This window comes from Sphingopyxis granuli, assembly GCF_001559015.1.
In the GTDB taxonomy this organism is placed as follows: Bacteria; Pseudomonadota; Alphaproteobacteria; order Sphingomonadales; family Sphingomonadaceae; genus Sphingopyxis; species Sphingopyxis granuli.
The window spans coordinates 2,304,076-2,323,547 of the sequence record NZ_CP012199.1; the positions used below are offsets into that span (position 1 = coordinate 2,304,076).

22 protein-coding genes and 2 tRNA genes are annotated in these 19,472 nt (G+C 66.5%); 16 read left to right on the plus strand and 8 right to left on the minus strand.

The features are described 5' to 3' along the window. Positions 1-233 precede the first annotated feature (233 nt). From SGRAN_RS10635 to queE, 7 genes are all read left to right on the plus strand, one after another. On the plus strand, positions 234-1,220 hold the full coding sequence (locus SGRAN_RS10635) for an LLM class flavin-dependent oxidoreductase (protein ID WP_067183456.1): 987 nt from the start codon (positions 234-236) through the stop codon (positions 1,218-1,220). Positions 1,221-1,330: 110 nt separating this feature from the next. Then, complete coding sequence (locus tag SGRAN_RS10640) at positions 1,331-2,518, plus strand: aspartate aminotransferase family protein (protein ID WP_067183458.1); 1,188 nt, start codon at positions 1,331-1,333, stop codon at positions 2,516-2,518. Next, positions 2,515-3,441: an ornithine carbamoyltransferase gene (argF, locus tag SGRAN_RS10645; RefSeq protein WP_067183460.1), complete on the plus strand. Its 927-nt coding sequence runs from the start codon at positions 2,515-2,517 to the stop codon at positions 3,439-3,441. The genes SGRAN_RS10640 and argF overlap by 4 nt, the downstream gene beginning before the upstream one ends. After that, positions 3,438-4,352 carry an Hsp33 family molecular chaperone HslO gene (hslO, locus tag SGRAN_RS10650; protein ID WP_067183462.1) on the plus strand — a complete coding sequence of 305 codons (915 nt, stop codon included), beginning with the start codon at positions 3,438-3,440 and terminating at the stop codon, positions 4,350-4,352. The genes argF and hslO overlap by 4 nt, the downstream gene beginning before the upstream one ends. 124 nt (positions 4,353-4,476) lie before the next feature. Next, on the plus strand, positions 4,477-4,899 hold the full coding sequence (locus SGRAN_RS10655) for a hypothetical protein (protein WP_237234009.1): 423 nt from the start codon (positions 4,477-4,479) through the stop codon (positions 4,897-4,899). 177 nt (positions 4,900-5,076) lie between these two features. Further along, positions 5,077-5,775, plus strand: coding sequence for a 7-cyano-7-deazaguanine synthase QueC (gene queC / locus SGRAN_RS10660; RefSeq protein WP_067187027.1), 699 nt, complete (start codon positions 5,077-5,079; stop codon positions 5,773-5,775). Next, positions 5,772-6,404, plus strand: coding sequence for a 7-carboxy-7-deazaguanine synthase (gene queE / locus SGRAN_RS10665; RefSeq protein ID WP_067183467.1), 633 nt, complete (start codon positions 5,772-5,774; stop codon positions 6,402-6,404). Before queC ends, queE begins: the two co-directional genes overlap by 4 nt. A 485-nt stretch (positions 6,405-6,889) precedes the next feature. Here queE and SGRAN_RS10670 read toward each other — a convergent pair whose 3' ends face one another. Continuing rightward, entirely contained in the window at positions 6,890-7,231 is a 342-nt protein-coding gene (locus SGRAN_RS10670) for a hypothetical protein (protein WP_067183468.1), read from the minus strand. Positions 7,232-7,240: 9 nt separating this feature from the next. After that, entirely contained in the window at positions 7,241-7,894 is a 654-nt protein-coding gene (gene lipB, locus SGRAN_RS10675) for a lipoyl(octanoyl) transferase LipB (RefSeq protein WP_067183471.1), read from the minus strand. A gap of 134 nt (positions 7,895-8,028) precedes the next feature. On the opposite strand from lipB, the gene SGRAN_RS10680 reads away from it, so the two are divergent. After that, entirely contained in the window at positions 8,029-8,772 is a 744-nt protein-coding gene (locus tag SGRAN_RS10680; RefSeq protein ID WP_067183474.1) for a glycerophosphoryl diester phosphodiesterase membrane domain-containing protein, read from the plus strand. 61 nt (positions 8,773-8,833) lie between these two features. Beyond that, entirely contained in the window at positions 8,834-9,691 is an 858-nt protein-coding gene (locus tag SGRAN_RS10685) for a hypothetical protein (protein WP_067183476.1), read from the plus strand. 49 nt (positions 9,692-9,740) lie between these two features. Here the strand turns inward: SGRAN_RS10685 and hemF are convergent, their stop codons facing one another. Next, complete coding sequence (hemF, locus tag SGRAN_RS10690; RefSeq protein WP_067183478.1) at positions 9,741-10,601, minus strand: oxygen-dependent coproporphyrinogen oxidase; 861 nt, start codon at positions 10,599-10,601, stop codon at positions 9,741-9,743. After that, positions 10,598-11,056 carry a tRNA (cytidine(34)-2'-O)-methyltransferase gene (locus SGRAN_RS10695; RefSeq protein ID WP_067183481.1) on the minus strand — a complete coding sequence of 153 codons (459 nt, stop codon included), beginning with the start codon at positions 11,054-11,056 and terminating at the stop codon, positions 10,598-10,600. Before SGRAN_RS10695 ends, hemF begins: the two co-directional genes overlap by 4 nt. A 226-nt stretch (positions 11,057-11,282) precedes the next feature. Between SGRAN_RS10695 and petA the strand changes: the two genes are divergently transcribed. The 5 genes from petA to SGRAN_RS10720 all read left to right on the plus strand — a co-directional run bounded on the left by petA (position 11,283) and on the right by SGRAN_RS10720 (position 15,277). Beyond that, entirely contained in the window at positions 11,283-11,840 is a 558-nt protein-coding gene (petA, locus tag SGRAN_RS10700) for a ubiquinol-cytochrome c reductase iron-sulfur subunit (RefSeq protein ID WP_067106747.1), read from the plus strand. Positions 11,841-11,853: 13 nt separating this feature from the next. Further along, positions 11,854-13,134 (plus strand): cytochrome b, encoded by a 1,281-nt coding sequence (locus SGRAN_RS10705; RefSeq protein WP_067106745.1) that lies wholly within the window; start codon positions 11,854-11,856, stop codon positions 13,132-13,134. 31 nt (positions 13,135-13,165) lie between these two features. Further along, a complete protein-coding gene (locus SGRAN_RS10710; RefSeq protein ID WP_067106743.1) occupies positions 13,166-13,978 on the plus strand; it encodes a cytochrome c1 in 813 nt (270 codons plus the stop codon). Between the two features lie 26 nt (positions 13,979-14,004). After that, entirely contained in the window at positions 14,005-14,559 is a 555-nt protein-coding gene (locus SGRAN_RS10715) for an adenine phosphoribosyltransferase (protein WP_067183483.1), read from the plus strand. Positions 14,560-14,704: 145 nt separating this feature from the next. Further along, a complete protein-coding gene (locus SGRAN_RS10720; RefSeq protein ID WP_067183485.1) occupies positions 14,705-15,277 on the plus strand; it encodes a nucleotidyltransferase family protein in 573 nt (190 codons plus the stop codon). A 373-nt stretch (positions 15,278-15,650) separates the two neighbouring features. Here SGRAN_RS10720 and SGRAN_RS10725 read toward each other — a convergent pair whose 3' ends face one another. Beyond that, a complete protein-coding gene (locus tag SGRAN_RS10725) occupies positions 15,651-16,424 on the minus strand; it encodes a DUF1134 domain-containing protein (RefSeq protein WP_082737449.1) in 774 nt (257 codons plus the stop codon). A 246-nt stretch (positions 16,425-16,670) separates the two neighbouring features. Between SGRAN_RS10725 and SGRAN_RS10730 the strand changes: the two genes are divergently transcribed. Beyond that, a tRNA-Ser gene (locus SGRAN_RS10730) sits at positions 16,671-16,763 on the plus strand. A gap of 15 nt (positions 16,764-16,778) precedes the next feature. Here SGRAN_RS10730 and SGRAN_RS10735 read toward each other — a convergent pair. Continuing rightward, positions 16,779-17,510, minus strand: a complete 732-nt coding sequence (locus tag SGRAN_RS10735; RefSeq protein ID WP_067183488.1) for an energy transducer TonB — start codon at positions 17,508-17,510, stop codon at positions 16,779-16,781. A 45-nt stretch (positions 17,511-17,555) separates the two neighbouring features. Further along, positions 17,556-18,422: an alpha/beta fold hydrolase gene (locus SGRAN_RS10740; protein WP_067183491.1), complete on the minus strand. Its 867-nt coding sequence runs from the start codon at positions 18,420-18,422 to the stop codon at positions 17,556-17,558. 115 nt (positions 18,423-18,537) lie between these two features. On the opposite strand from SGRAN_RS10740, the gene SGRAN_RS10745 reads away from it, so the two are divergent. Beyond that, positions 18,538-19,326, plus strand: coding sequence for an SDR family oxidoreductase (locus SGRAN_RS10745; protein WP_067183493.1), 789 nt, complete (start codon positions 18,538-18,540; stop codon positions 19,324-19,326). Positions 19,327-19,380: 54 nt separating this feature from the next. Here SGRAN_RS10745 and SGRAN_RS10750 read toward each other — a convergent pair. After that, positions 19,381-19,455, minus strand: a tRNA-Val gene (locus tag SGRAN_RS10750). Between the last annotated feature and the right edge of the window lie 17 nt (positions 19,456-19,472).

Here is a 19,472-nt window from a genome sequence, read left to right on the forward strand (position 1 = left end):
TCTCCATCATTGTTCGGGGCCGAGGCGACTTGGAACGTCGGACATTAATTTAGTGCCACCCCTCTTCCGTTCGTGTCGAGCGAAGTCGAGACACCTATCGACCTTGCGCTCTGTCGTTGGGTGTCTCGACTTCGCTCGACACGAACGGGAAGATAATTCGGATATAACGGACGACGCTGTAGGTTGCGAAACGCAACGTTGCAATCGGAGGAGCGGGCACCCAATTAGGGCCGATGCTGAAACTCGCCTTCCTCGACCTCGTCCCCGTCACCGACAATGGGACGGTCGCGCAATCGCTCGCCAACGCCGCCGATCTGGCCGGCCATGCGGAAGAACTCGGCTATTCGCGCTATTGGGTCGCGGAACATCACGGCATGGCGGGGATTGCGAGCGCCGCGACCTCGGTCGTTCTGGCGCACATCGGCCATGCGACGCGGACGATCCGCATCGGTGCGGGCGGCATCATGCTGCCGAACCATGCGCCGATGGTGATCGCCGAGCAGTTCGGGACGCTCGAGGCGCTGTTTCCAGGGCGCATCGACCTGGGGCTCGGCCGTGCGCCGGGGTCGGACCAGCGCGTCGCGCAGGCGCTGCGGCGCAATCTTGCGAGCGACGAGCGCCAGTTCCCGCAGGACGTTGTCGAGTTGCAGGCCTTCCTCGCGGGCGGCGAGCGGCTCGGTATCCGCGCGGTGCCGGGGGAGGGGACGAACATTCCGCTGTGGATATTGGGGTCGAGCCTGTTCGGCGCGCAGCTCGCGGCGATGCTGGGCCTGCCCTATGCCTTCGCCAGCCATTTCGCGCCCGACGCGCTCGACGAGGCGCTGGCGCTCTATCGCCGCCAGTTCAAGCCGTCGGCGCAGCTTTCCGAACCCTATGCCATGGCGGCCTTCAACGTCTTCGCGGCCGACACGCGCGAGGAGGCGGAGTATCTCGCCTCGTCGCAGCAGCAGGCGTTCGTGGCGCTGCGCACCGGCAATCCAGGCCGGATGCCGCCGCCACGCGCGGGATACACGGACAGCCTGCCGCCGAATGCGCGCGCGATCCTCGACCATGTGCTGCAATGCTCGGCGGTCGGGACGGTCGAGGATGTCGCGGCGGGGCTGAAGGCGTTCGTGGCGCGTACCGGTGCCGACGAGGTCATTGTCGCATCCTCGATGTACGACCATGACGCGCGCAAGCGCTCGCTGGCGCTGGCGATGGAGGCGGCGAAAAGCCTTTAGCCCGCCGTGTTGACGCGCCTTACGCCGCGGCGGTATAGGAGCCGCCCGACCAAGGGCGGCCCGGATGCGGTCGCCTTTTTCCTTTTATCTGTCTGGAAAGGTGCTGTGCCATGTCGATCACGCCGCTGATGCCCGTTTACCCCCGGTGCGGTGTGCGTCCGGTGCGCGGCGAAGGGGCCTATCTGATCGGCGAGCGAGGCGAGCGCTATCTGGATTTCGCGAGCGGCATCGCGGTCAACCTGCTCGGCCACGGGCACCCGCACCTGACCAAGGCGATCCAGGATCAGGCGGCGACGCTGATGCATGTGTCGAACCTTTACGGCAGTCCGCAGGGCGAGGCCTTTGCGCAGCGCCTTGTCGACAATACGTTCGCCGACACCGTCTTTTTCACCAATTCGGGCGCCGAGGCGGTCGAATGCGCGATCAAGACCGCGCGCGCCTATCATTCGAGCGCGGGCAATGCCGAAAAGCACGTCCTGATCACCTTCAACAACGCATTCCACGGGCGGACGCTGGGGACGATTTCCGCGACCAATCAGGAAAAGCTGCGCAAGGGGTTCGATCCGCTGCTTCCGGGTTTCGCCTATGCGCCGTTCGACGACCTGAACGCCGCGCTCGACCTCGTCGACGACAATACGGCGGGGTTCCTGGTCGAGCCGGTGCAGGGCGAGGGCGGCATCCGCCCCGCGTCGCAGCCCTTTCTGCAGGGGCTGCGCGACATCTGCAACGAACGCGATCTGATGCTGATCTTCGACGAGGTTCAGTGCGGCGTCGCGCGTACCGGCACCCTCTATGCCTATGAGCAATATGACGTCGCGCCCGACATATTGGCGAGCGCCAAGGGGATCGGCGGCGGTTTCCCGATGGGGGCCTGCCTGGCAACCGAAAAGGCGGCGCGCGGCATGACGTTCGGCACGCACGGTTCGACCTATGGCGGCAACCCGCTGGCGATGGCGGCGGGACAGGCCGTGTTCGACGTGATCCTCGAGGAGGGATTCCTCGATCAGGTCAAGGCGACCGGCGAGCGCCTGCGCGGCGCGCTCGAACAGATGATCCCGAACCACGACGACCTGTTCGAAAGCGTCCGCGGCATGGGACTGATGCTTGGAGTCAAGCTCAAGGCGGAAAGCCGGGCCTTCGTCGCGCACCTGCGCGACAACCACGGGCTGCTGACCGTGGCGGCGGGCGACAATGTCGTGCGCGTCCTGCCGCCGCTCAACATCGAACAGCATCATATCGACGAATTCATCGAGAAACTGTCGGCGGGAGCGGCGAACTATACGCCGCCGGAAAGCTGATGCGGCATTTCCTGAACCTGTCCGACGCCGGCGGCGATGCGATCGCGGCGATGCTGGCCGATGCGATCGACCGCAAGGCGGCGCGCGCCGGCTGGCCCAAGGGCAAGCCCGACGCCGATGCGCCGCTCGCCGGCCATGTGCTCGCGATGATCTTCGAAAAGAACTCGACCCGCACCCGCGCCTCCTTCGACATCGCGATCCGCCAGCTCGGCGGTTCGGCGATGGTCATGGACTCGGGGTCGATGCAGCTCGGGCGCGGCGAGACGATCGCCGACACCGCGCGCGTGCTGTCGCGCTATGCCGACGCGATCATGATCCGTACCGACGATCATGCCAAGGTCGAGGACATGGCGGCGCATGCACCGGTGCCGGTGATCAACGGGCTGACCGACCTGTCGCATCCCTGCCAGATCGTCGCCGACCTGCTGACGCTCGTCGAACATGGCAAGGCACTGCCGGGGCTCGAACTCGCATGGCTGGGCGATGGCAACAATGTCCTGTCGTCATTGATCGAAGCGGCGGGGTTGTTCGGTTTCCATATCCGCGCCGGCTGCCCGCAAGGTTATGAGCCCGATCCCGGCTTCGTCGAGGCGGCGCGAGCGCGCGGCGTCCGTATCGACCTCTTTTGCGACGCGCGCGAGGCGGCGGCGGGTGCCGATGTCGTCGTCACCGACACCTGGGTGTCGATGGGGCAGGCGCATGCGCATAACAAGCTCGCCGCGATGGCGCCCTTCCAGGTCGACGAGCGACTGATGGGGGAGGCGAAGGCGGACGCGCTGTTCCTGCATTGCCTGCCCGCGCATCGCGGCGAGGAAGTCGTCGACGCCGTGATCGACGGGCCGCAATCGCGCGTGTGGGACGAGGCGGAAAACCGCGTCCACGCCCAGAAATCGATCCTGCTGTGGGCGCTCGGCCACCTATGAGCGAGGCGCCGGAAAGCTGGTTCGACCAGCCGCTGGCATTCACTATCGCCGACCGCCATGTGCGCGGGCGGCTGGTGCGGCTCGGCCCGGCGCTCAACCGGATCATGGCGGCGCACGACTATCCGCCGGTGGCCGAAAAGCTGCTGGCCGAGGCGCTGGTGCTGACGGTGCTGCTCGGCTCGACGCTCAAGGACGAGCGAAGCCAGCTTACCTTGCAGGCGCAGACGGGGGGGGGGCCGGTTGAGCTGCTGGTTTGCGATTATCGTGGCGGCGAATTGCGCGGATATATGAAGTTCGATGCCGAGCGGCTGGCGGGAATCGGCCCGGATCCGAGCCTGTTCGCGCTGTTCGGCGAAGGCTTTCTCGCGATCACCTTCGACCATGCGCTGACCGGGGAGCGCTATCAGGGCATCGTTCCGCTCGAAGGCGCATCGATCGGGGAGGCCGCCGAGCATTATTTCGAGCAGTCCGAACAGATTCCGAGCCTGATCCGCCTCGCGGCCCGGCGCGATCCCGAGGCGGGCTGCGTCGCGGGCGGCCTGCTGCTCCAGCATCTGCCCGAGGGCGAGGCGGGGCGCGACCGGCTACACCTGCGGCGCGAGCATCCCGAATGGGAGCATGCGCGCACCATCGCGGCGACGCTGAGGGACGAGGAACTGACCGACCCCGCGACCTCGCTCGAAACGCTGGCATGGCGCCTCTATCACGAGGACGAGGTGCGGGTGGAACCGGGCACGATGGTGTCGCGCGGGTGCCGGTGCAGCATCGAGCATTTTGCCGGGGTGCTGGCGCAGTTTCCCGAAACCGAGCGGCGCGAGATGGCCGACGAAGGGGGCGTGATCCCGGTCGATTGCGCTTTCTGCTCGCGCATCTTCCCGATCGCGCTCGACGACATCGCGGCGCGCGATTGAGCCGCCGCGGTCCCGGAACGGGGCGACGAAACGACGCTATTCAGCGCCAAGCGGTTGAAACCGCGCCCTCGTCTTGCTAACGGACTGTCCACAGGGTCGCGTTTTGCCTGGGTGCGGGCAGCCGGTGGACAAGGTGGAAATGGCGATCTTCTCTCCCTTCATGCGATGGATTTCGACGATTGCGGCGGTGGCGGCGGGTGCGACCGCGGTGCCCGCGCAGGCGCCGTCGCTGGCGATGCTCGACCGGCTCGAAAAGGGAAGCTGGCAGCTTCGCGAGCGCGGCAGCGACAAGGTCATGCAGACGCTGTGCCTCGGCGATGCGCGGCGGATGATCCAGGTCTATCACCCGCGCTCGGGCTGCTCGCGCTATGTCATCGAGGACACGCCCAATTCGGTGACGGTCCATTACACCTGTCCCGGCGCCGGGCACGGCCGCACCACCATTCGCGCCGAGACCAACCGCCTCGTCCAGATCGACACGCAGGGAATCGCCGAAGGACGGCCCTTTTCGCAGGCGATCGAGGGACGCCGCACCGGCGGCTGCTGAACCGCGTTAAGCAGGCCTTAACCTTCTTCCTTCACAAAGGGGGACAGAGCCGATGTGTGGTTCTTCTTCCTAAAGGCTTTCATGCCAAACTGGGCCGTGCAGCAAAGGCTGCGCGGCCCGTTTCCTTTGTCGGCGCGGGCCTTGCGCGGGCGCCGCCGCGAGCGTAACGGGCGGCGCATGCAGGACCTTGCCGGAAAGCCTTTGGTCGTCCTTTTGTCGGGCGGCCTCGATTCGATGGTCTGCGCGGGCCTCGCGCGCGAGGCCGGGGCGCGGATCGTCGCGCTCACCATCGATTATAACCAGCGCCATCGCGTCGAACTCGAATCGGCGGCGCGGATCGCCGCCGCGGTCGGCGCGGACGAGCATATCGTGCTGCCGCTCGACCTGCGGCGCTTCGGCGGGTCGGCGCTGACCGCCGATATCGCGGTGCCGAAGGACGGGGTGGGGGAGGATATTCCCGTGACCTATGTCCCGGCGCGCAACCTGATCTTCCTGTCGCTGACCCTGGGCCTTGCCGAAGCGCGCCGGGCGGCGGATATCGTGATCGGAGTCAACGCGCTCGACTATTCGGGCTATCCCGACTGCCGCCCCGAGTTCATCGCCGGCTTCGAGGCGCTCGCACGGCTCGCGACGCGCGACGGCGACCAGGGCGTCGCCTTTCGCATCCATGCGCCGCTGCAATATATGTCGAAGGCCGATATCGCGGCCGAGGCGGCGCGGCTCGGCCTCGACGCGGGGATGAGCTGGTCCTGCTATGATCCGGCACCCGATGGCCTGCATTGCGGGCTGTGCGACAGCTGTCGCCTGCGCAGCAAGGGATTTGCCGAGGCGGGGCTGACCGATCCGACGCGCTATGCGGTGAAGCCCCCGGCATGAGCTATGCGGTCAAGGAGATTTTCCTGACCCTGCAGGGCGAAGGCGCCCGGTCGGGGCGCCGCGCGGTGTTCTGCCGCTTTGCCGGATGCAACCTGTGGACCGGTCGCGAGGTCGATCGGGCGAAAGCGGTATGCCGCTTTTGCGATACCGATTTCGTCGGCACCGACGGGACGCTTGGCGGCAAATATGCCGACGCCGCGACGCTGGCGACGGCGATCGCGCAAAGCTGGGGCGAGGCGCGCGATCGTCGTTATGTCGTGCTGACCGGCGGCGAACCGATGCTGCAGGTCGATCGGGCGCTGATCGACGCGCTGCACGGCGAAGGTTTCACCATCGCGATCGAGACCAACGGCACGCTGCCGGTTCCGCGCGCCATCGACTGGATCTGCGTCAGCCCGAAGGCGGGAAGCGAACTGGTCCAGACGAGCGGCGACGAACTGAAACTGGTCTGGCCGCAGCCGGGCAGCGACGTCGAGCGTCTGGCCGGCCTCGATTTCGCACATCGGCTGATCCAGCCGCTCGACGACGCGCATGCGGCCGACAATGCGCGCGCCTGCATCGAGTTGGTGATGCGCGATCCGCGCTGGCAGCTGTCGCTCCAGACGCACAAGCATCTGGGGCTGCGCTGACCGGCGGATCATGGGGAAGGCCGTGGGTGTCGACCTGGGTTCCGGGCGCGACGATCTGGATCGACCTGCTTGCGTCATTGCGAGCGGAGCGAAGCAATCCAGGGCGGTTACCGCACGCTCTGGATTGCCGCGCGGCTTCGCCGCTCGCAATGACGATTCCAACGCATGGCATCAGGCTCTAAACTCTGTCCTGTTTGACTCGAATCGAGCCCTTCCCGTTCAAGTGAGGGGGGATCGTACAAGGGTTCGAGCCCCACCCCAACCCCTCCCCCGAAGGGGAGGGGCTTACCATGCCGCCTCGACCCTGAAAAAGCTGGTGATTATCGCTTTCCGGCAAGGAGTGTTCCCCGGCGAAAGCCGGGGTCCATGTGGGGCAGCGCCATGCCATCTGGACCCCGGCTTTCGCCGGGGAACAGCTCCCGATGTGCCTGAAGGGCATATAGGCCAAACAGGTTCAGCATGCCGACGTTCGGCAAAGGATCGGGTCAGCCCTTTTTGGCTGCGCTCTCCGGGGTGACCGCCTTGCGCGCCGCGGGCATGTCGACCGCGTCGGGATTGTCGTCGGCCGCGTCCGGGGCGGCATCGGCGTCGTCCGTCGTCGCCTCGTCGGGCTTGGCCGCTTCCTTCTTCGACCCATCGTCGGGCACGCTGTTGTCGATCGCGGTGCCGTCGCCCGCGGCGTCGTCGAGGATAATCATCGAATCGCTGATAGTCCCCGGCTGCACCTCCACCGCGTCGAGCTTGGCGGTCGAGGAGCCGCCGCTGTCGCCGCCACCGCAGGCGGCAAGGGGAAGAAGCAGGAGCGAAGCGAGAAGCGAACGGTTCATGCGGGCTTCCTAATCGCTTGCCGGAAGCTTGTCGAGAAAGGCGGGCAGCGCCTGCCGCAAGGCGGCGTCGACGTCATCCATATCGGCATCGATTCCCAGCGCGGCGAGGCTCGTGACCGGAAATTCGGCGATGCCGCAGGGGACGATTCCGGAGAAATGCGACAGGTCGGGAGCGACGTTGAGCGCAAAGCCGTGCAGCGTCACCCAGCGCCGCACCCGGACGCCGATCGCGCCGATCTTCGCTTCGCGACCCTGCGCATCGTCGGTCCAGATGCCGATGCGCCCCTCGGCGCGCCGCGCCACAACACCGAAAATCGCCAGCGCGTCGATCACCCAGCCCTCGAGCGCCGAAACATAGGCGCGCACGTCGCGCCCGCGCCGGGCGAGGTCCAACTGGACATAGCCGACGCGTTGGCCGGGGCCATGGTATGTGTAGCGGCCGCCGCGTCCCGCGACATGCACCGGGAAGCGCGCTTCCAGCAGTTCGGCAGGATCGGCGCTCGTCCCGGCGGTGTAGAGCGGCGGATGTTCGAGCAGCCAGATGCGTTCGCGCGCATCGCCAGCCTGGATCGCGGCGGCGCGCCCCTCCATGTCGGCAAGCGCCTCCGCATAATCGGCAAGACCGGGCGTGACGCGCCATTCGGGCAGGGCGGGGTCGGGCATGGTCGCTCCCTGCCTCGCGGTTCCCGACGACGCAAGCCCGCGCTGCGCGGCACTGCCGAGAATGCTGGACAGGAGAGGCCGGGCACGTCACTCTCCCCCGGAAAACGGAACCACCGAAAAGCGACGGGGTATCAATGACAAAATTCGACATGGGCGCGGCGTGGGACGATGCGGTCCAGCTGCTGCGCTCCCACAGCGGCCTGACCGGCACGATCGCGGCGGTCTTTCTCTTCCTTCCGGCGCTCGCGGTCGCCTGGTTCGGCCCGGTGCCGATCGAACCGCCGAGCGGCGCGACGGTCGACCAGATCATGGCGACCTTTCGCGAGAATATCCGGCAGATGGTGCCGGGCAGCCTTGTCGTGGCGCTGTTCACGATTGCCGGGACGCTGGCGATCCTGCGGCTGTGGCTGTCGCGCACCGGGACGAGCGTCGGCGAGGCGCTGAGCTTTGCGCTGACGCTGTTCCCGACCTTGTTGGTGGCGCATCTGCTGGCGGGCATCATGCTGGCGCTGGGCTTCATCCTGCTCATCGTGCCGGGACTCTATCTGGTCGGCCGGCTCGCCCTGATCGCACCCGCGGTCGCCGACCGGCGAATCCGCAATCCCATGGCCGCGATCGGCGAAAGCTGGCGGCTGACCCAGGGCAATGCCTGGTCGATCTTCTTTTTCCTGTTCCTGGTCGCGCTGGTCTTCGGAATCGCATCGGTGATCCTCGGCAGCCTCGTCGGGATTGTCGGCGGAACCGGCGCGGGGATCGGTCGGATTCTCAGCGGGCTCGTCGAGGCCGGGTTCGGCGCGGTTGCCAGCTTCGTTTCGATCGCGGTGTCGGCCGCCGCGTATCGCCAGCTCGCCGTGCGGCGGAGCGAACTGTTCGAATGATGGCAGGGGCCGGAAAGCGGAAGCGCGGAAGCCGGTTCGGCAAGCAGGGGAGACGGATGACATGAACCGAATTAGCATAAGCGAGGCCTGGTCCTATGCGACCGGTTTCTTCAGCGGGCAGGCGGTCCATCACGCGATCGTGCTGATCGGCGTCGGCATCGCGGCGCCGCTGATCCTCCAGCTTCTGCTGGGCGGCGGCGCGACGATGTTCGATCCGGCCGCCATGGCCGAAAACAGCGCCGGCCTGATCGCGGCGATGGGGGCGACGGGCGCCCTGCTCGGCATCGTCAACTATGTGCTCCAGACGGGCAGCTATTTCGCGTCCTGGCGGATCGGCCTGACCAATGGCGGCGAGCCGGTCGGCGCGGCGCTCGGCTATGGAATGATCGCTTCGTTGCCGGTGCTGCTGCTGGCGGTCGTGGTCGTCCTGCTGCTCGGCATCATCGGTTTCCTGTTCTTCGGCAGCGCCCTGACGACGCTGGCGAGCGGGGGCGAGCCGAGCAGTTCGGCGCTGATGGGAATTGGCCTGGCATTCTTTCTGATCGCGCCGCTGTTCCTGCTGTTCCTCGTCTGGCTCGCCGCGCGCCTTTGCTGCACCGGCCCCTATATGGCCGACCAGCGCAGCTATAACGTGCTCGCGGCGCTCGGCGCTTCGTGGCGGATGACCGCCGCGTCGCAGTGGAAGATTTTCGCCTATTTCATCCTGCTCGGCGTCGCGCTGATCGTGATCTTCATGATCCTGGGGATGATCGTCGGCGTGTCGCTGCTGGCCGGCGGCGCGCCGGGCACCGGGTCGATGCTCGGCCTGATCATCGGCGCGATCCTGCTCAGCGTCCCGATGGCCTATCTGCAGGTCGGGGTGCCGGCGGGCCTCTATCGCGCGCTGGGCGGGACCAACAGGAGCGACGTGTTCGCCTGATCTGCGACGCGAGGGAAGGCGGTCCGACCGTGGAGCCGCCTTCCGTCCGTCAGCTCCATTTGGCGACCGGCGGCAGGCTCATCAGGATCGCGTCGATATTGCCCCCGGTGCGCAGTCCGAACAGCGTGCCGCGGTCGTAGACGAGGTTGAACTCGGCATAGCGGCCGCGCCAGACGAGTTGCGCCTCGCGGTCCGCGTCGGTGAACGGCTGGTTCATCCGCCGCCGCACGATCTGCGGGAAGATGTCGAGGAACGCTTCGCCGACCGCGCGGGTGAATTCGAAGTTGCGGTCGAATTCGGCGTCGTCGCCGCATTCGAGATGGTCGTAGAAGATGCCGCCGACGCCGCGATGCACGCCGCGGTGCGGGATGAAGAAATAGTCGTCGGCCCATTTGGCGTAGCGCTGATAGACATCGGGCCCGAAGGGGGCGCAGGCCGCGCGCAGCCGCGCGTGAAAGGCGTCGGTATCCTCGGCATAGGGAATCGGCGGGTTGAGGTCGGCGCCGCCGCCGAACCAGCGCTTCTGGGTGACGAGGAAGCGCGTATTCATATGGACCGCCGGGACATGTGGATTCGCCATGTGCGCGACGAGGCTGATGCCGGTGGCGAAGAAGCTGGGGTCGTCGCCCGCGCCGTGGATCGACTGGGCGAAATCGGGCGCGAAACGGCCGCCGACGGTCGAGACGTTGACCCCGACCTTCTCGAACACCTGCCCCGTCATCACCCCGCGCACCCCGCCGCCGCCTTCGCCGGAAGCGAGCCCCTCGGCCTCGCGGTCCCAGGGCGTGTAGGCGAAGCGGGCGTCGCTGCCGGCTTCGGCCTCGATCGCCTCGAACGCGGCGCAGATCCGGTCGCGCAGCGACTCGAACCAGTCGCGTGCCGCCTGTTGCTGGGGATCGAGCGTGATCATGCGGGAAAGCCTTTCGTCTGCCTGAGCGCTTCGGCGAGCGCGATGCCAGCCGCCACCGCGACATTCAAGGACCGAAAGCCCGGACGCATCGGAATCGCGACCCGCGCCGCCGCGGCATCGTGGACATGGGGCGGAGCGCCCGCGGATTCGCTGCCGAGCAGCAGCGTGTCGCCGGGCTGGAAATCGAAGGCGGGAAGGGGAGTCGCCCCGGCCGTCGTCAGCAGCACCAGCCGTTTCCCTTCCGCTGCGCTCCACGACCGGAACGCGGCCCAGTCGGCGTGGCGCCGGCTGTTGGCGCGCGTGGCGTAATCCATGCCAGCGCGTTTCAGCGCCGCGTCCGAAAAGGGGAAGCCGCACGGCTCGATGATGTGGACCGCGACGCCCAGGCAGGCGGCGGTGCGCAGCGTCGTGCCGACGTTGCCCGCGATCTCGGGCTGGAACAGCGCCAGGTCCATGTCGCCGCCATAGCGCCGGCCCGGCAGCGAATCGAGAGGCGAGGGGCCAAGCCCGCCGCATTGGCGGAAAAGGGGAAATTGCCTGTTGGCAAGGCGGGTATGTGCGGCTATCAGGCCGGCAATTCCCGGAGGGGCCGCCGGGGCTGCGTCGTTTCGCGCGCATGCATCAGGGGCGGGTCATTCCTTTCCGGGAACTTTGTCAGTTCACCCATGCAAGGGCAGTCGAATGGCCAGTGAAACCGAAACCTCCGCCGGCATCGAAGATGGCGTGCGGCGCCGGGACTTCATCAATATCGCGGCAGTGAGTTTTGCCGGAGTCGGGTCCGTCGCGGTGGTTCTTCCCCTGGTCAATCAGATGAATCCGTCCGCCGACGTGCTCGCGCTGTCGTCGACCGAAATCGACATTTCGGCGATCCAGCCGGGGCAGTCGATCAAGACGAGCTGGCGCAAGCAGCCGGTGTTCGTCCGCAACCTCGTCCCCGCCGAGATCGCCGAGGCGAACAAGGTGCCGCTCAGCGAACTGCGCGACCCCGAAACGCTGGCCGAGCGGACCAAGGTGGGCAAGGAGAACTGGCTGATCACGCTCGGTGTCTGCACACACCTCGGCTGCGTTCCGCTGGGCGCCGCCGAAGGCGAGCCGCGCGGCGATTTCGGCGGCTATTTCTGCCCGTGCCACGGATCGCACTACGACACCGCGGCGCGCATCCGCAAAGGTCCGGCGCCCAAGAATCTGGTCGTGCCGCCCTATGATTTCACCAGCGACACCGTCGTGACGATCGGCTGAGGAGCGAGATAAGATGAGCTTTCCCTGGGCCAACCAGTATCAGCCCCAGCACCCGCTGATGAAGTGGCTGGACGAGAAGCTGCCGATGCCGCGCCTCGTCTACAATGCGATCGGCGGCGGCTATCCGGTGCCGCGCAATCTCAACTATTTCTGGAACTTCGGCGTCCTCGCCGGCGCCGCGCTGGCGATCCAGATCATCACCGGCATCGTCCTTGCGATGCATTATGCCGCCAATGCCGGTGTCGCGTTCGACTCGGTCGAGCACATCATGCGCGACGTCAACGCGGGCTGGTTCATCCGCTACGCGCACATGAACGGCGCGAGCATGTTCTTCATCGTCGTCTATCTCCACATCTTCCGCGGCCTCTATTACGGGTCGTACAAGGCGCCGCGCGAAATGGTGTGGCTGCTCGGCGTCGTCATCTTCCTGCTGATGATGGCGACCGCCTTCATGGGTTACGTGCTCCCCTGGGGCCAGATGAGCTTCTGGGGCGCGCAGGTCATCACCGGCTTCTTCTCCGCCATTCCGGTGGTCGGCGAGCCGGTCCGCGTCTGGCTGCTCGGCGGCTTCGCGCCCGACAACGCCGCGCTCAACCGCTTCTTCTCGCTGCACTATCTGCTGCCGTTCGTGATCGCGGGGGTCATCATCCTCCACATCTGGGCACTGCACATCCCGGGTTCGTCGAACCCGACGGGCATCGAGGTGAAGGACGAGCAGGACACGGTGCCCTTCCATCCCTATTACACCGCGAAGGACGGGTTCGGACTCGGCATCTTCCTGCTCGTGTTCGTCGCGCTGACCTTCTTCGTCCCGAACATGCTGGGCCACGCGGACAACTATATCCCCGCGAACCCGCTTTCGACGCCCGCGCATATCGTGCCCGAATGGTATTTCTGGCCCTTCTACGCGATCCTGCGCGCGTTCACCTTCAACTTCCTGTGGATCGACGCGAAGCTGTGGGGCGTCATCGCGATGTTCGCGGCGATCGCGCTGCTGTTCTTCCTGCCCTGGCTCGACAGTTCGCCGGTGAAGTCGTCGAACTATCGTCCGCTGTACCGGAAGTTCTTCTGGCTGCTCGTCCTCGACGTGTTCATCCTGGGCTGGTGCGGCATGAGCCCCGCCGAGCAGCCCTATGTGATCATGAGCCAGCTCGCGTCGATCTATTATTTCGCGCACTTCCTGATCATTCTGCCGATCGTTTCGCGGATCGAACGTCCCGAACCGATGCCGAATTCGATCACGGAAGCGGTCCTTGCAAAACATGCCGACGCCGCGTCGGCGGCAACGGCCTGAGCGCCGGACTTATATAGGAGCTGATACAGCCATGGTTCGTCCGCTCGGTTTTCTCGTCGGCCTGGGTTTCATTGCCGCGTTGGTGCTCGCGATTCTCACGACGCCGCTCACCAATGAGCCCAATGCCTCGCACGAGTTCCATAAGCATCCGAAGCATTTGAAGCTCGCCAGTGACGGCCTGGTGCCGCACTGGGACAAGGCGCAACTTCAGCGCGGGATGCAGGTCTACAAGGAAGTCTGCTCGGCCTGTCACAGCCTGAACCTCGTCGCGTTCCGCAACATTCAGGACCTGGGCTATACCGAAGGCCAGGTGAAGAGCTTCGCCAAGAGCTATGACAATATCCCGTCGATCAACCCGGACACGGGCGAACCGGCGACGCGCACCGGCCTGCCGTCGGATCATTTCCCGGCGCCCTATGCCAACGAGGTCGCGGCGCGTGCGGCGAACAACAACGCGCTGCCCCCCGACCTGTCGCTGATCACCAAGGCGCGCGAAGGCGGCAAGGATTACATCTATTCGCTGCTGACCGGTTTCCAGAACCCGCCGGCGAACCTGCCCAAGGAACTGCGCCCCGGCACCGGGCTGCACTACAACCCCTATTTCGCGAACCTGAACCTCGCGATGGCGCCGCCGCTCGCGGACGGTCAGGTCACCTATGCCGACGGCACCAAGGCGACCGTCGACCAGATGGCGAGCGACGTGACGGCCTTTCTGGTCTGGACCGCCGAACCGAAGCTGGTGAAGCGCGTGCAGGTGGGCTGGGGCGCCTTCATCTTCCTGCTGATCTTCAGCACGCTGACCTATCTGTCCTATCGGAACATCTGGGCCGACAAGGAGCACTGATCGGTGACGGAAGGGCGGCCGCTTGCATGATCGCCCTTCCGCCCCGTCCCGATCTCGACCTCGCGGCGCTCGTCCGCACGATCCCCGACTTTCCGAAGCCGGGGATTTCCTTTCGGGACATCACGACGCTGATCGGCGACGCCGCCGGTTTCGCCGAAAGCGTCCGCCGGCTTTGCGACCGCGCGGCGATCCATCGTCCCGACCTGATCGTGGCGGTGGAGGCGCGCGGTTTCCTGTTCGGTGCGGCGATGGCGACCGCGATGGGGCTGGGGCTCGTTCCCGTGCGCAAGGCTGGCAAGCTGCCCGGCATGACGATCGGGGTCGATTACGAGCTCGAATACGGCGTCGATCGGCTCGAACTGCACGAAGGCGCGGTGCTGCCGGGACATCGTGTCGTGCTGATCGACGATCTGCTGGCGACCGGCGGCACCATCCTCGCCACCGCGCAGCTCATGCGCAGCGCCGGGGCCGAGGTCGCCGCCGCGCTGTTCGTGATCGACCTGCCCGACCTCGGCGGTTCGGCGCGGCTGGCGGCCGCCGGGCTGGCATGCGAAACGCTGATCGGCTTCGACGGGGATTAGGGCATGATGACATCAGACGGACTCGTCATTGCGAGCGGCGAAGCCGCGTGGCAATCCAGAGCAGGCATAAAGCGCCCTGGATTGCTTTGCTCCGCTCGCAATGCCGACGTGGGTCAACCCAAAGTCATCAGAGTCTAGGTTCGGGATGGAGCCGAACCGGCTCTCCGCCCTTTGCGCATTGCTTGCGGACGATCCGGTCCGGCTGGAGGCTCTGGCGGCCGTCGCCGCGCTGACGCTGCCCGACGGCTGGATCGGGGCGGGCTTCGTTCGCGACGCGGTCTGGGACCATCTGCACGGCCGCCTTCGGTCGCCTCCCGCCGGGGATATCGATGTGATCTGGTTCTCGCGCACGCTAGTGGATCCGGCGATCGACCGCGACATCGAACGGCGCCTGTCCGCCGTTCTGCCGAAATTCGCATGGTCGGTGAAGAATCAGGCTCGAATGCATCATCGGAATGGCGACCGCGCCTATAAGTCGGCGGCAGATGCGATGATGCATTGGCCCGAGACGGCGACCGCCGTTGCCGCGCGGCTGCATGCCGGAACGGTGGAGATCAATGCTCCTTTCGGCCTGGACGATCTTTTCGGGCTGTGCTTGCGGCCAACGCCAGCTTTCGTCGGGGAGAGGCGGGCGATCTTCGATGGGCGGGTGGCATCGAAGCAGTGGCTGAAACGCTATCCGATGCTGACGATCCCGTCTCTTCCCGCTTCGCCGTAAGGAATCGTTCCCCGGCAGAAGCCCGGGGTTCATGCTCGGCGGCGGTAAACCCTGACCGCCTTTGGATGAACCCCGTCGTGTCCCCGCGCAGGCGGGGACCCGGAGCCGCATGACGCCGACCTTGGCTTTGTCCGCTTCGGGCTCCCGCCTTCGCGGGAGCACTCGGTTTTGCATCTCGGGACGACCATGCCTCAGGTTCGTCTCCGGACTCCGGCTTGCCCGGAGGGACGAACCCCTGTCTGCCTGATGGGCATACAGGCCAAGCAAGTTCAGGTAGACGCTTTGGAACGCGCATCATCCCGTGCCAGCGGCGTGGGATCAGGAGGATCGCACCGAGGCGCGGTCCTCACTTTTTTCGCCATTGCTCCGACTATCAGAAGGGCAGCCAGCTCTGCTTCTTGCGGAACTTCATATAGCCGACATTGGCGCCGAGCCGCGCCCCGACGCCGACGCGGATCGGGATCAGCACGACGTCGCCGCGGCGCAGATAGGAAGCGTTGAAGCCGCCGAGCAGATAGGCGGCGCCTTCGCCCGCCGGATAGCGCTTGTAGAGATCTTCGCTGTCGAAGAGATTGTAGACGAGCACGAAGGTATTGCCGGCGTTGGCGCCCGCGTCGAAACCGATCGACGGCCCGGTCCAGTATGCGGGGCGTTCGCCCTCGACCTTGTGGTACAGCGTCCCCGACCCATAGCGCAGCCCGATGCCGAGCGCGCCGCTGGCCTCGCGGCCGACGATATAGGCGTTGGGTTCGCCCTGCTTGCGCAAAATGTCCTCGATCATCGCGGCGAGGCCCTGCGCGCCCTTGCCGAACACGCCTTCGGCGGCGCCGATCAGGTCGTCCTGCTTGTAGGTCGTGCCGGGCTGGGCGTTGGTCGCCGCCGTCGCTGGATCGGTGGTTGCGGTCGTCGTATCGGGCGTGGTGCCATATTGCTCGCTGCCCGTCGCGAGGTCGCTGTCATAGGTTTCGCTTCCCGGCGCCGTCGAGGGCGTATCGACGGGCGGGGGCGGGGCGGGATTGTCGAGGTCCGAATCGATCGCGGTGTTCGGATCGACCGAGGTCATCTGCGCGGCCGCCGGCAACGGAGCGAGCGCCATCCCGATCGACGCGAGGGCCATGGTCGCAAAGGTGGTGAGCGTCCGGCGCATTTCTTCCCCCAACAGCTGTCCGGCACGCATCGACGGGCCGAAGGTCGCGTTAATCATGACTCGCTTTGATCTCCGGGCAATGAACCGGCGATGACCCGAGTCGAATTTGCGTTGGACCGAATCGCGCGGGCCGTCAAATGCGCCGAACGAGCCGTGAAATGCCGAATCTTAGGCGTTGCGGGCTGGCACGGGGCTGGCTATAGGCCCCGCTCAGGCCAACACCGTCGCACTTGCGGCGGGCCATGCGGAGACGTGGGTGAGTGGCTGAAACCAACGGTTTGCTAAACCGTCGTACTGGTAAATCCGGTACCGAGGGTTCGAATCCCTCCGTCTCCGCCACCTTTTCCCATTTCGTCAGCGCCGGCGTTCGAGCCACCAGTTCTGGCGCCAGCCATAGCTGCTGGCGATCGGCCGGCCCGCCGCGTCGGTGGCGGGACGGAAGCGGAAGCGTTCTTCGATCAGCCGGCAGGTGGTCGAATCGAGCGCGGGGTCGCCGCTCGACCGCGTGACGCGGCAGGCGGTGACGCGTCCGGTCGGCTGGATGGTAAAGCGAACCTCGACTTCTCCGCCGATCTTCGCGCGGCTGGCCGCCTTCGGATAGTCGCTGTCGCGGATCGTGCCGCTGCGCCAGACCGGTCGCGTCCCGCCGCCGGTGCCGTTTCCCGAGCCGCCGGCGCCGGTGCCGTCGCCGCGCCCTCCGGCGCCCGAACCCGGTCCGGCGACCGGGGCGGCACCCGCCGACGCCTGGCTTCCCTCGCCGGGGCGCGGGGCGGCCGCGATCGGCGGAGGATTCGGCGGTGGAACCAGCGGTTTCGGGGCCGCGACCGCCGCCGCTTTCGCCTGCTTGTTGACGGGAGACGCCTTGCCGCTGGCGCTGCGGGACGAGGTCGGTTGCGGGGCGGGAGCGACCTCCGGTTCCGGCCGGGGCGCGGGAATGGCTATGGCCGCGATCGTCTCGCTGGCGCGACGCACGACCGCAAGATCGAGGCCGCTCGCGAGGCCGAGTCCGATCGCGGCCGCGACCAGCAGCGACGCCGTGCCGGCCGCGACCCGCTCGCCTCTCGATGCCTGCCCCGAATAGATCATCGCACGCCGTTCCTTCCGCGCACCCGCGTGCGCCGCGACGACGTTCTAGAGAAACTCCTCTAGCGTGGACATGAACCGATCGAACTGGTCGTGATGCAGCCAGTGGCCCGCCTTTTCGAATTCGATCACCTTTGCGGTGCGGAAATGCTCGAGCCGCCCGTCCTTTTCGGGATTCGAGGCCCAGCTGTCGGCGCCGTAGAGAAGCAGCGTGGGGCAGGCGATCGCGGTCCACAGCGACGCGATGTCGTCCTGCGGCATGTCGAAGCCCGACCAGACATTCAGATAATTGTCGAACTTCCAGCTCCAGCTGCCGTCCTCGTTGCGATTGATCCCCTGCACGGTCAGGTGGCGCGCCTGTTCGGGCGTCAGATAGCTGTTCTCCGCCATCATCCGCGCGAGCGCGTCGTCGAGCGTGGCATAACGCTTTGGGATGCGCCCGGCGGCCTGGCGCTTGTCCTCGATCCATTGGCGGAAGCGATCGGCGACAGGTTTCGCGGCGCGTTCGGCCAGCATCCTGGGCGAAGGGCCGAGACCCTCGATCGCCACCAGCTTGCGCACATTGTCGGGGTAGAGGCCGGTATAGCGCAGCGCGACATTGCCGCCCATCGAATGCGCGACGATCGTCACCGGCGCGAGGTCGAGCTGGTGGATGAGCTGCGCGAGATCGTAGACGAAGGCGTCCATGTCGTAATTGCCGTCGGGCGACCAGGCGCTGTCGCCATGGCCGCGCAGGTCGGGCGCGATGACATGATAGCGATCACATAGTCGCTCCGCGACCCAATCCCAGCTTCGGCAATGGTCGCGGCCGCCGTGGACGAGCAGCAGCGGCGGCGCGTCGTCATTTCCCCAGTCGACATAATGCAGCTTGAGCCGCTGCGAGATGAAGCTGTGCGATGTGGGGCCACTTGCCATCGGTTCGTCCTTGCTGTCTGGTCGCGTTTCAAAAGGCGACCGATTCCGATCCGTCAACCCGCTTTGCGGATCAGGGTGCGGTCGCCGCGCGAAAATCGAGCGAGGAGCAACACGGATGACGACGTTTCGGGACAATCTGCTGGCCGGCAAGACGGCGTTCGTGGCCGGCGGGACCAGCGGCATCAACCTTGGCATCGCGAAACGCTTCGCCGAACTGGGGGCGAAGGTCGCGGTCGCCGGGCGCGATCCCGACAAGGCGGCGCGCGCCGCGGCCGAGATCGGAGCGGGAGCGCTCGGCCTGTCGGGCGATGTGCGCGATTATGATGCGATTCGCGGGGTGATGGAGACGGCCGCCGACCGGCTGGGAGCGATCGACATCGTCATTTCGGGCGCCGCGGGCAATTTCCTCGCCCCGGTGCTCGGCATGTCGGCCAACGCCTTTCGCACCGTCGTCGACATCGATCTCAACGGCACCTTCAACGTCTTCCGGGGGTGTCACGACCTGCTGAACAAGCCCGGCGCGTCGCTGATCGCGATCACGGCGGGGCAGGCGGTCAACGCCATGACGCTTCAGGCGCATGCCTGCGCCGCGAAGGCCGGGATCAATCAGCTCGTCCGCACGCTCGCGCTCGAATGGGGCCCCGACGTGCGGGTGAACGGCATCTCGCCCGGGCCGATCGCCGATACCGAAGGCATGAAGCGGCTGGCGCCCGACGCGGCGACCCGCGAGGCGCATTATGCGCGCATCGCGATGAAGCGGTGGGGCAAGGTCGAGGAAGTGGCCGAATCGGCGGTGTTCCTCTGCTCGCCGGCGGCCGCCTATATCACCGGAACGATCCTCGATTGCGACGGGGGCAGCCAGGTCGGCGATGCGTCGCGCATCGACCAGACCCGGGGCCTGTGACGGGCGCGCCGATGCCATGTGGGCACGGCCCGGTCGGTGACGATGGGAAGGAAATGGTGGGCGTGGCAAGGATTGAACTTGCGACCCCTGCGATGTCAACACAGTGCTCTACCACTGAGCTACACGCCCACACGTTCTGGGGTGAC

Bases quoted from the DNA above. Each gene is read 5' to 3' on its own strand.
- SGRAN_RS10635 (WP_067183456.1), top strand. From the start codon at position 234: ATGCTGAAACTCGCCTTCCTCGACCTCGTCCCCGTCACCGACAATGGG.
- SGRAN_RS10640 (WP_067183458.1), top strand. From the start codon at position 1,331: ATGTCGATCACGCCGCTGATGCCCGTTTACCCCCGGTGCGGTGTGCGT.
- hslO (WP_067183462.1), top strand. From the start codon at position 3,438: ATGAGCGAGGCGCCGGAAAGCTGGTTCGACCAGCCGCTGGCATTCACT.
- queC (WP_067187027.1), top strand. From the start codon at position 5,077: ATGCAGGACCTTGCCGGAAAGCCTTTGGTCGTCCTTTTGTCGGGCGGC.
- queE (WP_067183467.1), top strand. From the start codon at position 5,772: ATGAGCTATGCGGTCAAGGAGATTTTCCTGACCCTGCAGGGCGAAGGC.
- SGRAN_RS10670 (WP_067183468.1), bottom strand. From the start codon at position 7,231: ATGAACCGTTCGCTTCTCGCTTCGCTCCTGCTTCTTCCCCTTGCCGCC.
- lipB (WP_067183471.1), bottom strand. From the start codon at position 7,894: ATGCCCGACCCCGCCCTGCCCGAATGGCGCGTCACGCCCGGTCTTGCC.
- SGRAN_RS10680 (WP_067183474.1), top strand. From the start codon at position 8,029: ATGACAAAATTCGACATGGGCGCGGCGTGGGACGATGCGGTCCAGCTG.
- SGRAN_RS10685 (WP_067183476.1), top strand. From the start codon at position 8,834: ATGAACCGAATTAGCATAAGCGAGGCCTGGTCCTATGCGACCGGTTTC.
- hemF (WP_067183478.1), bottom strand. From the start codon at position 10,601: ATGATCACGCTCGATCCCCAGCAACAGGCGGCACGCGACTGGTTCGAG.
- SGRAN_RS10695 (WP_067183481.1), bottom strand. From the start codon at position 11,056: ATGGACCTGGCGCTGTTCCAGCCCGAGATCGCGGGCAACGTCGGCACG.
- petA (WP_067106747.1), top strand. From the start codon at position 11,283: ATGGCCAGTGAAACCGAAACCTCCGCCGGCATCGAAGATGGCGTGCGG.
- SGRAN_RS10705 (WP_067106745.1), top strand. From the start codon at position 11,854: ATGAGCTTTCCCTGGGCCAACCAGTATCAGCCCCAGCACCCGCTGATG.
- SGRAN_RS10710 (WP_067106743.1), top strand. From the start codon at position 13,166: ATGGTTCGTCCGCTCGGTTTTCTCGTCGGCCTGGGTTTCATTGCCGCG.
- SGRAN_RS10715 (WP_067183483.1), top strand. From the start codon at position 14,005: ATGATCGCCCTTCCGCCCCGTCCCGATCTCGACCTCGCGGCGCTCGTC.
- SGRAN_RS10720 (WP_067183485.1), top strand. From the start codon at position 14,705: ATGGAGCCGAACCGGCTCTCCGCCCTTTGCGCATTGCTTGCGGACGAT.
- SGRAN_RS10725 (WP_082737449.1), bottom strand. From the start codon at position 16,424: ATGCGCCGGACGCTCACCACCTTTGCGACCATGGCCCTCGCGTCGATC.
- SGRAN_RS10735 (WP_067183488.1), bottom strand. From the start codon at position 17,510: ATGATCTATTCGGGGCAGGCATCGAGAGGCGAGCGGGTCGCGGCCGGC.
- SGRAN_RS10740 (WP_067183491.1), bottom strand. From the start codon at position 18,422: ATGGCAAGTGGCCCCACATCGCACAGCTTCATCTCGCAGCGGCTCAAG.
- SGRAN_RS10745 (WP_067183493.1), top strand. From the start codon at position 18,538: ATGACGACGTTTCGGGACAATCTGCTGGCCGGCAAGACGGCGTTCGTG.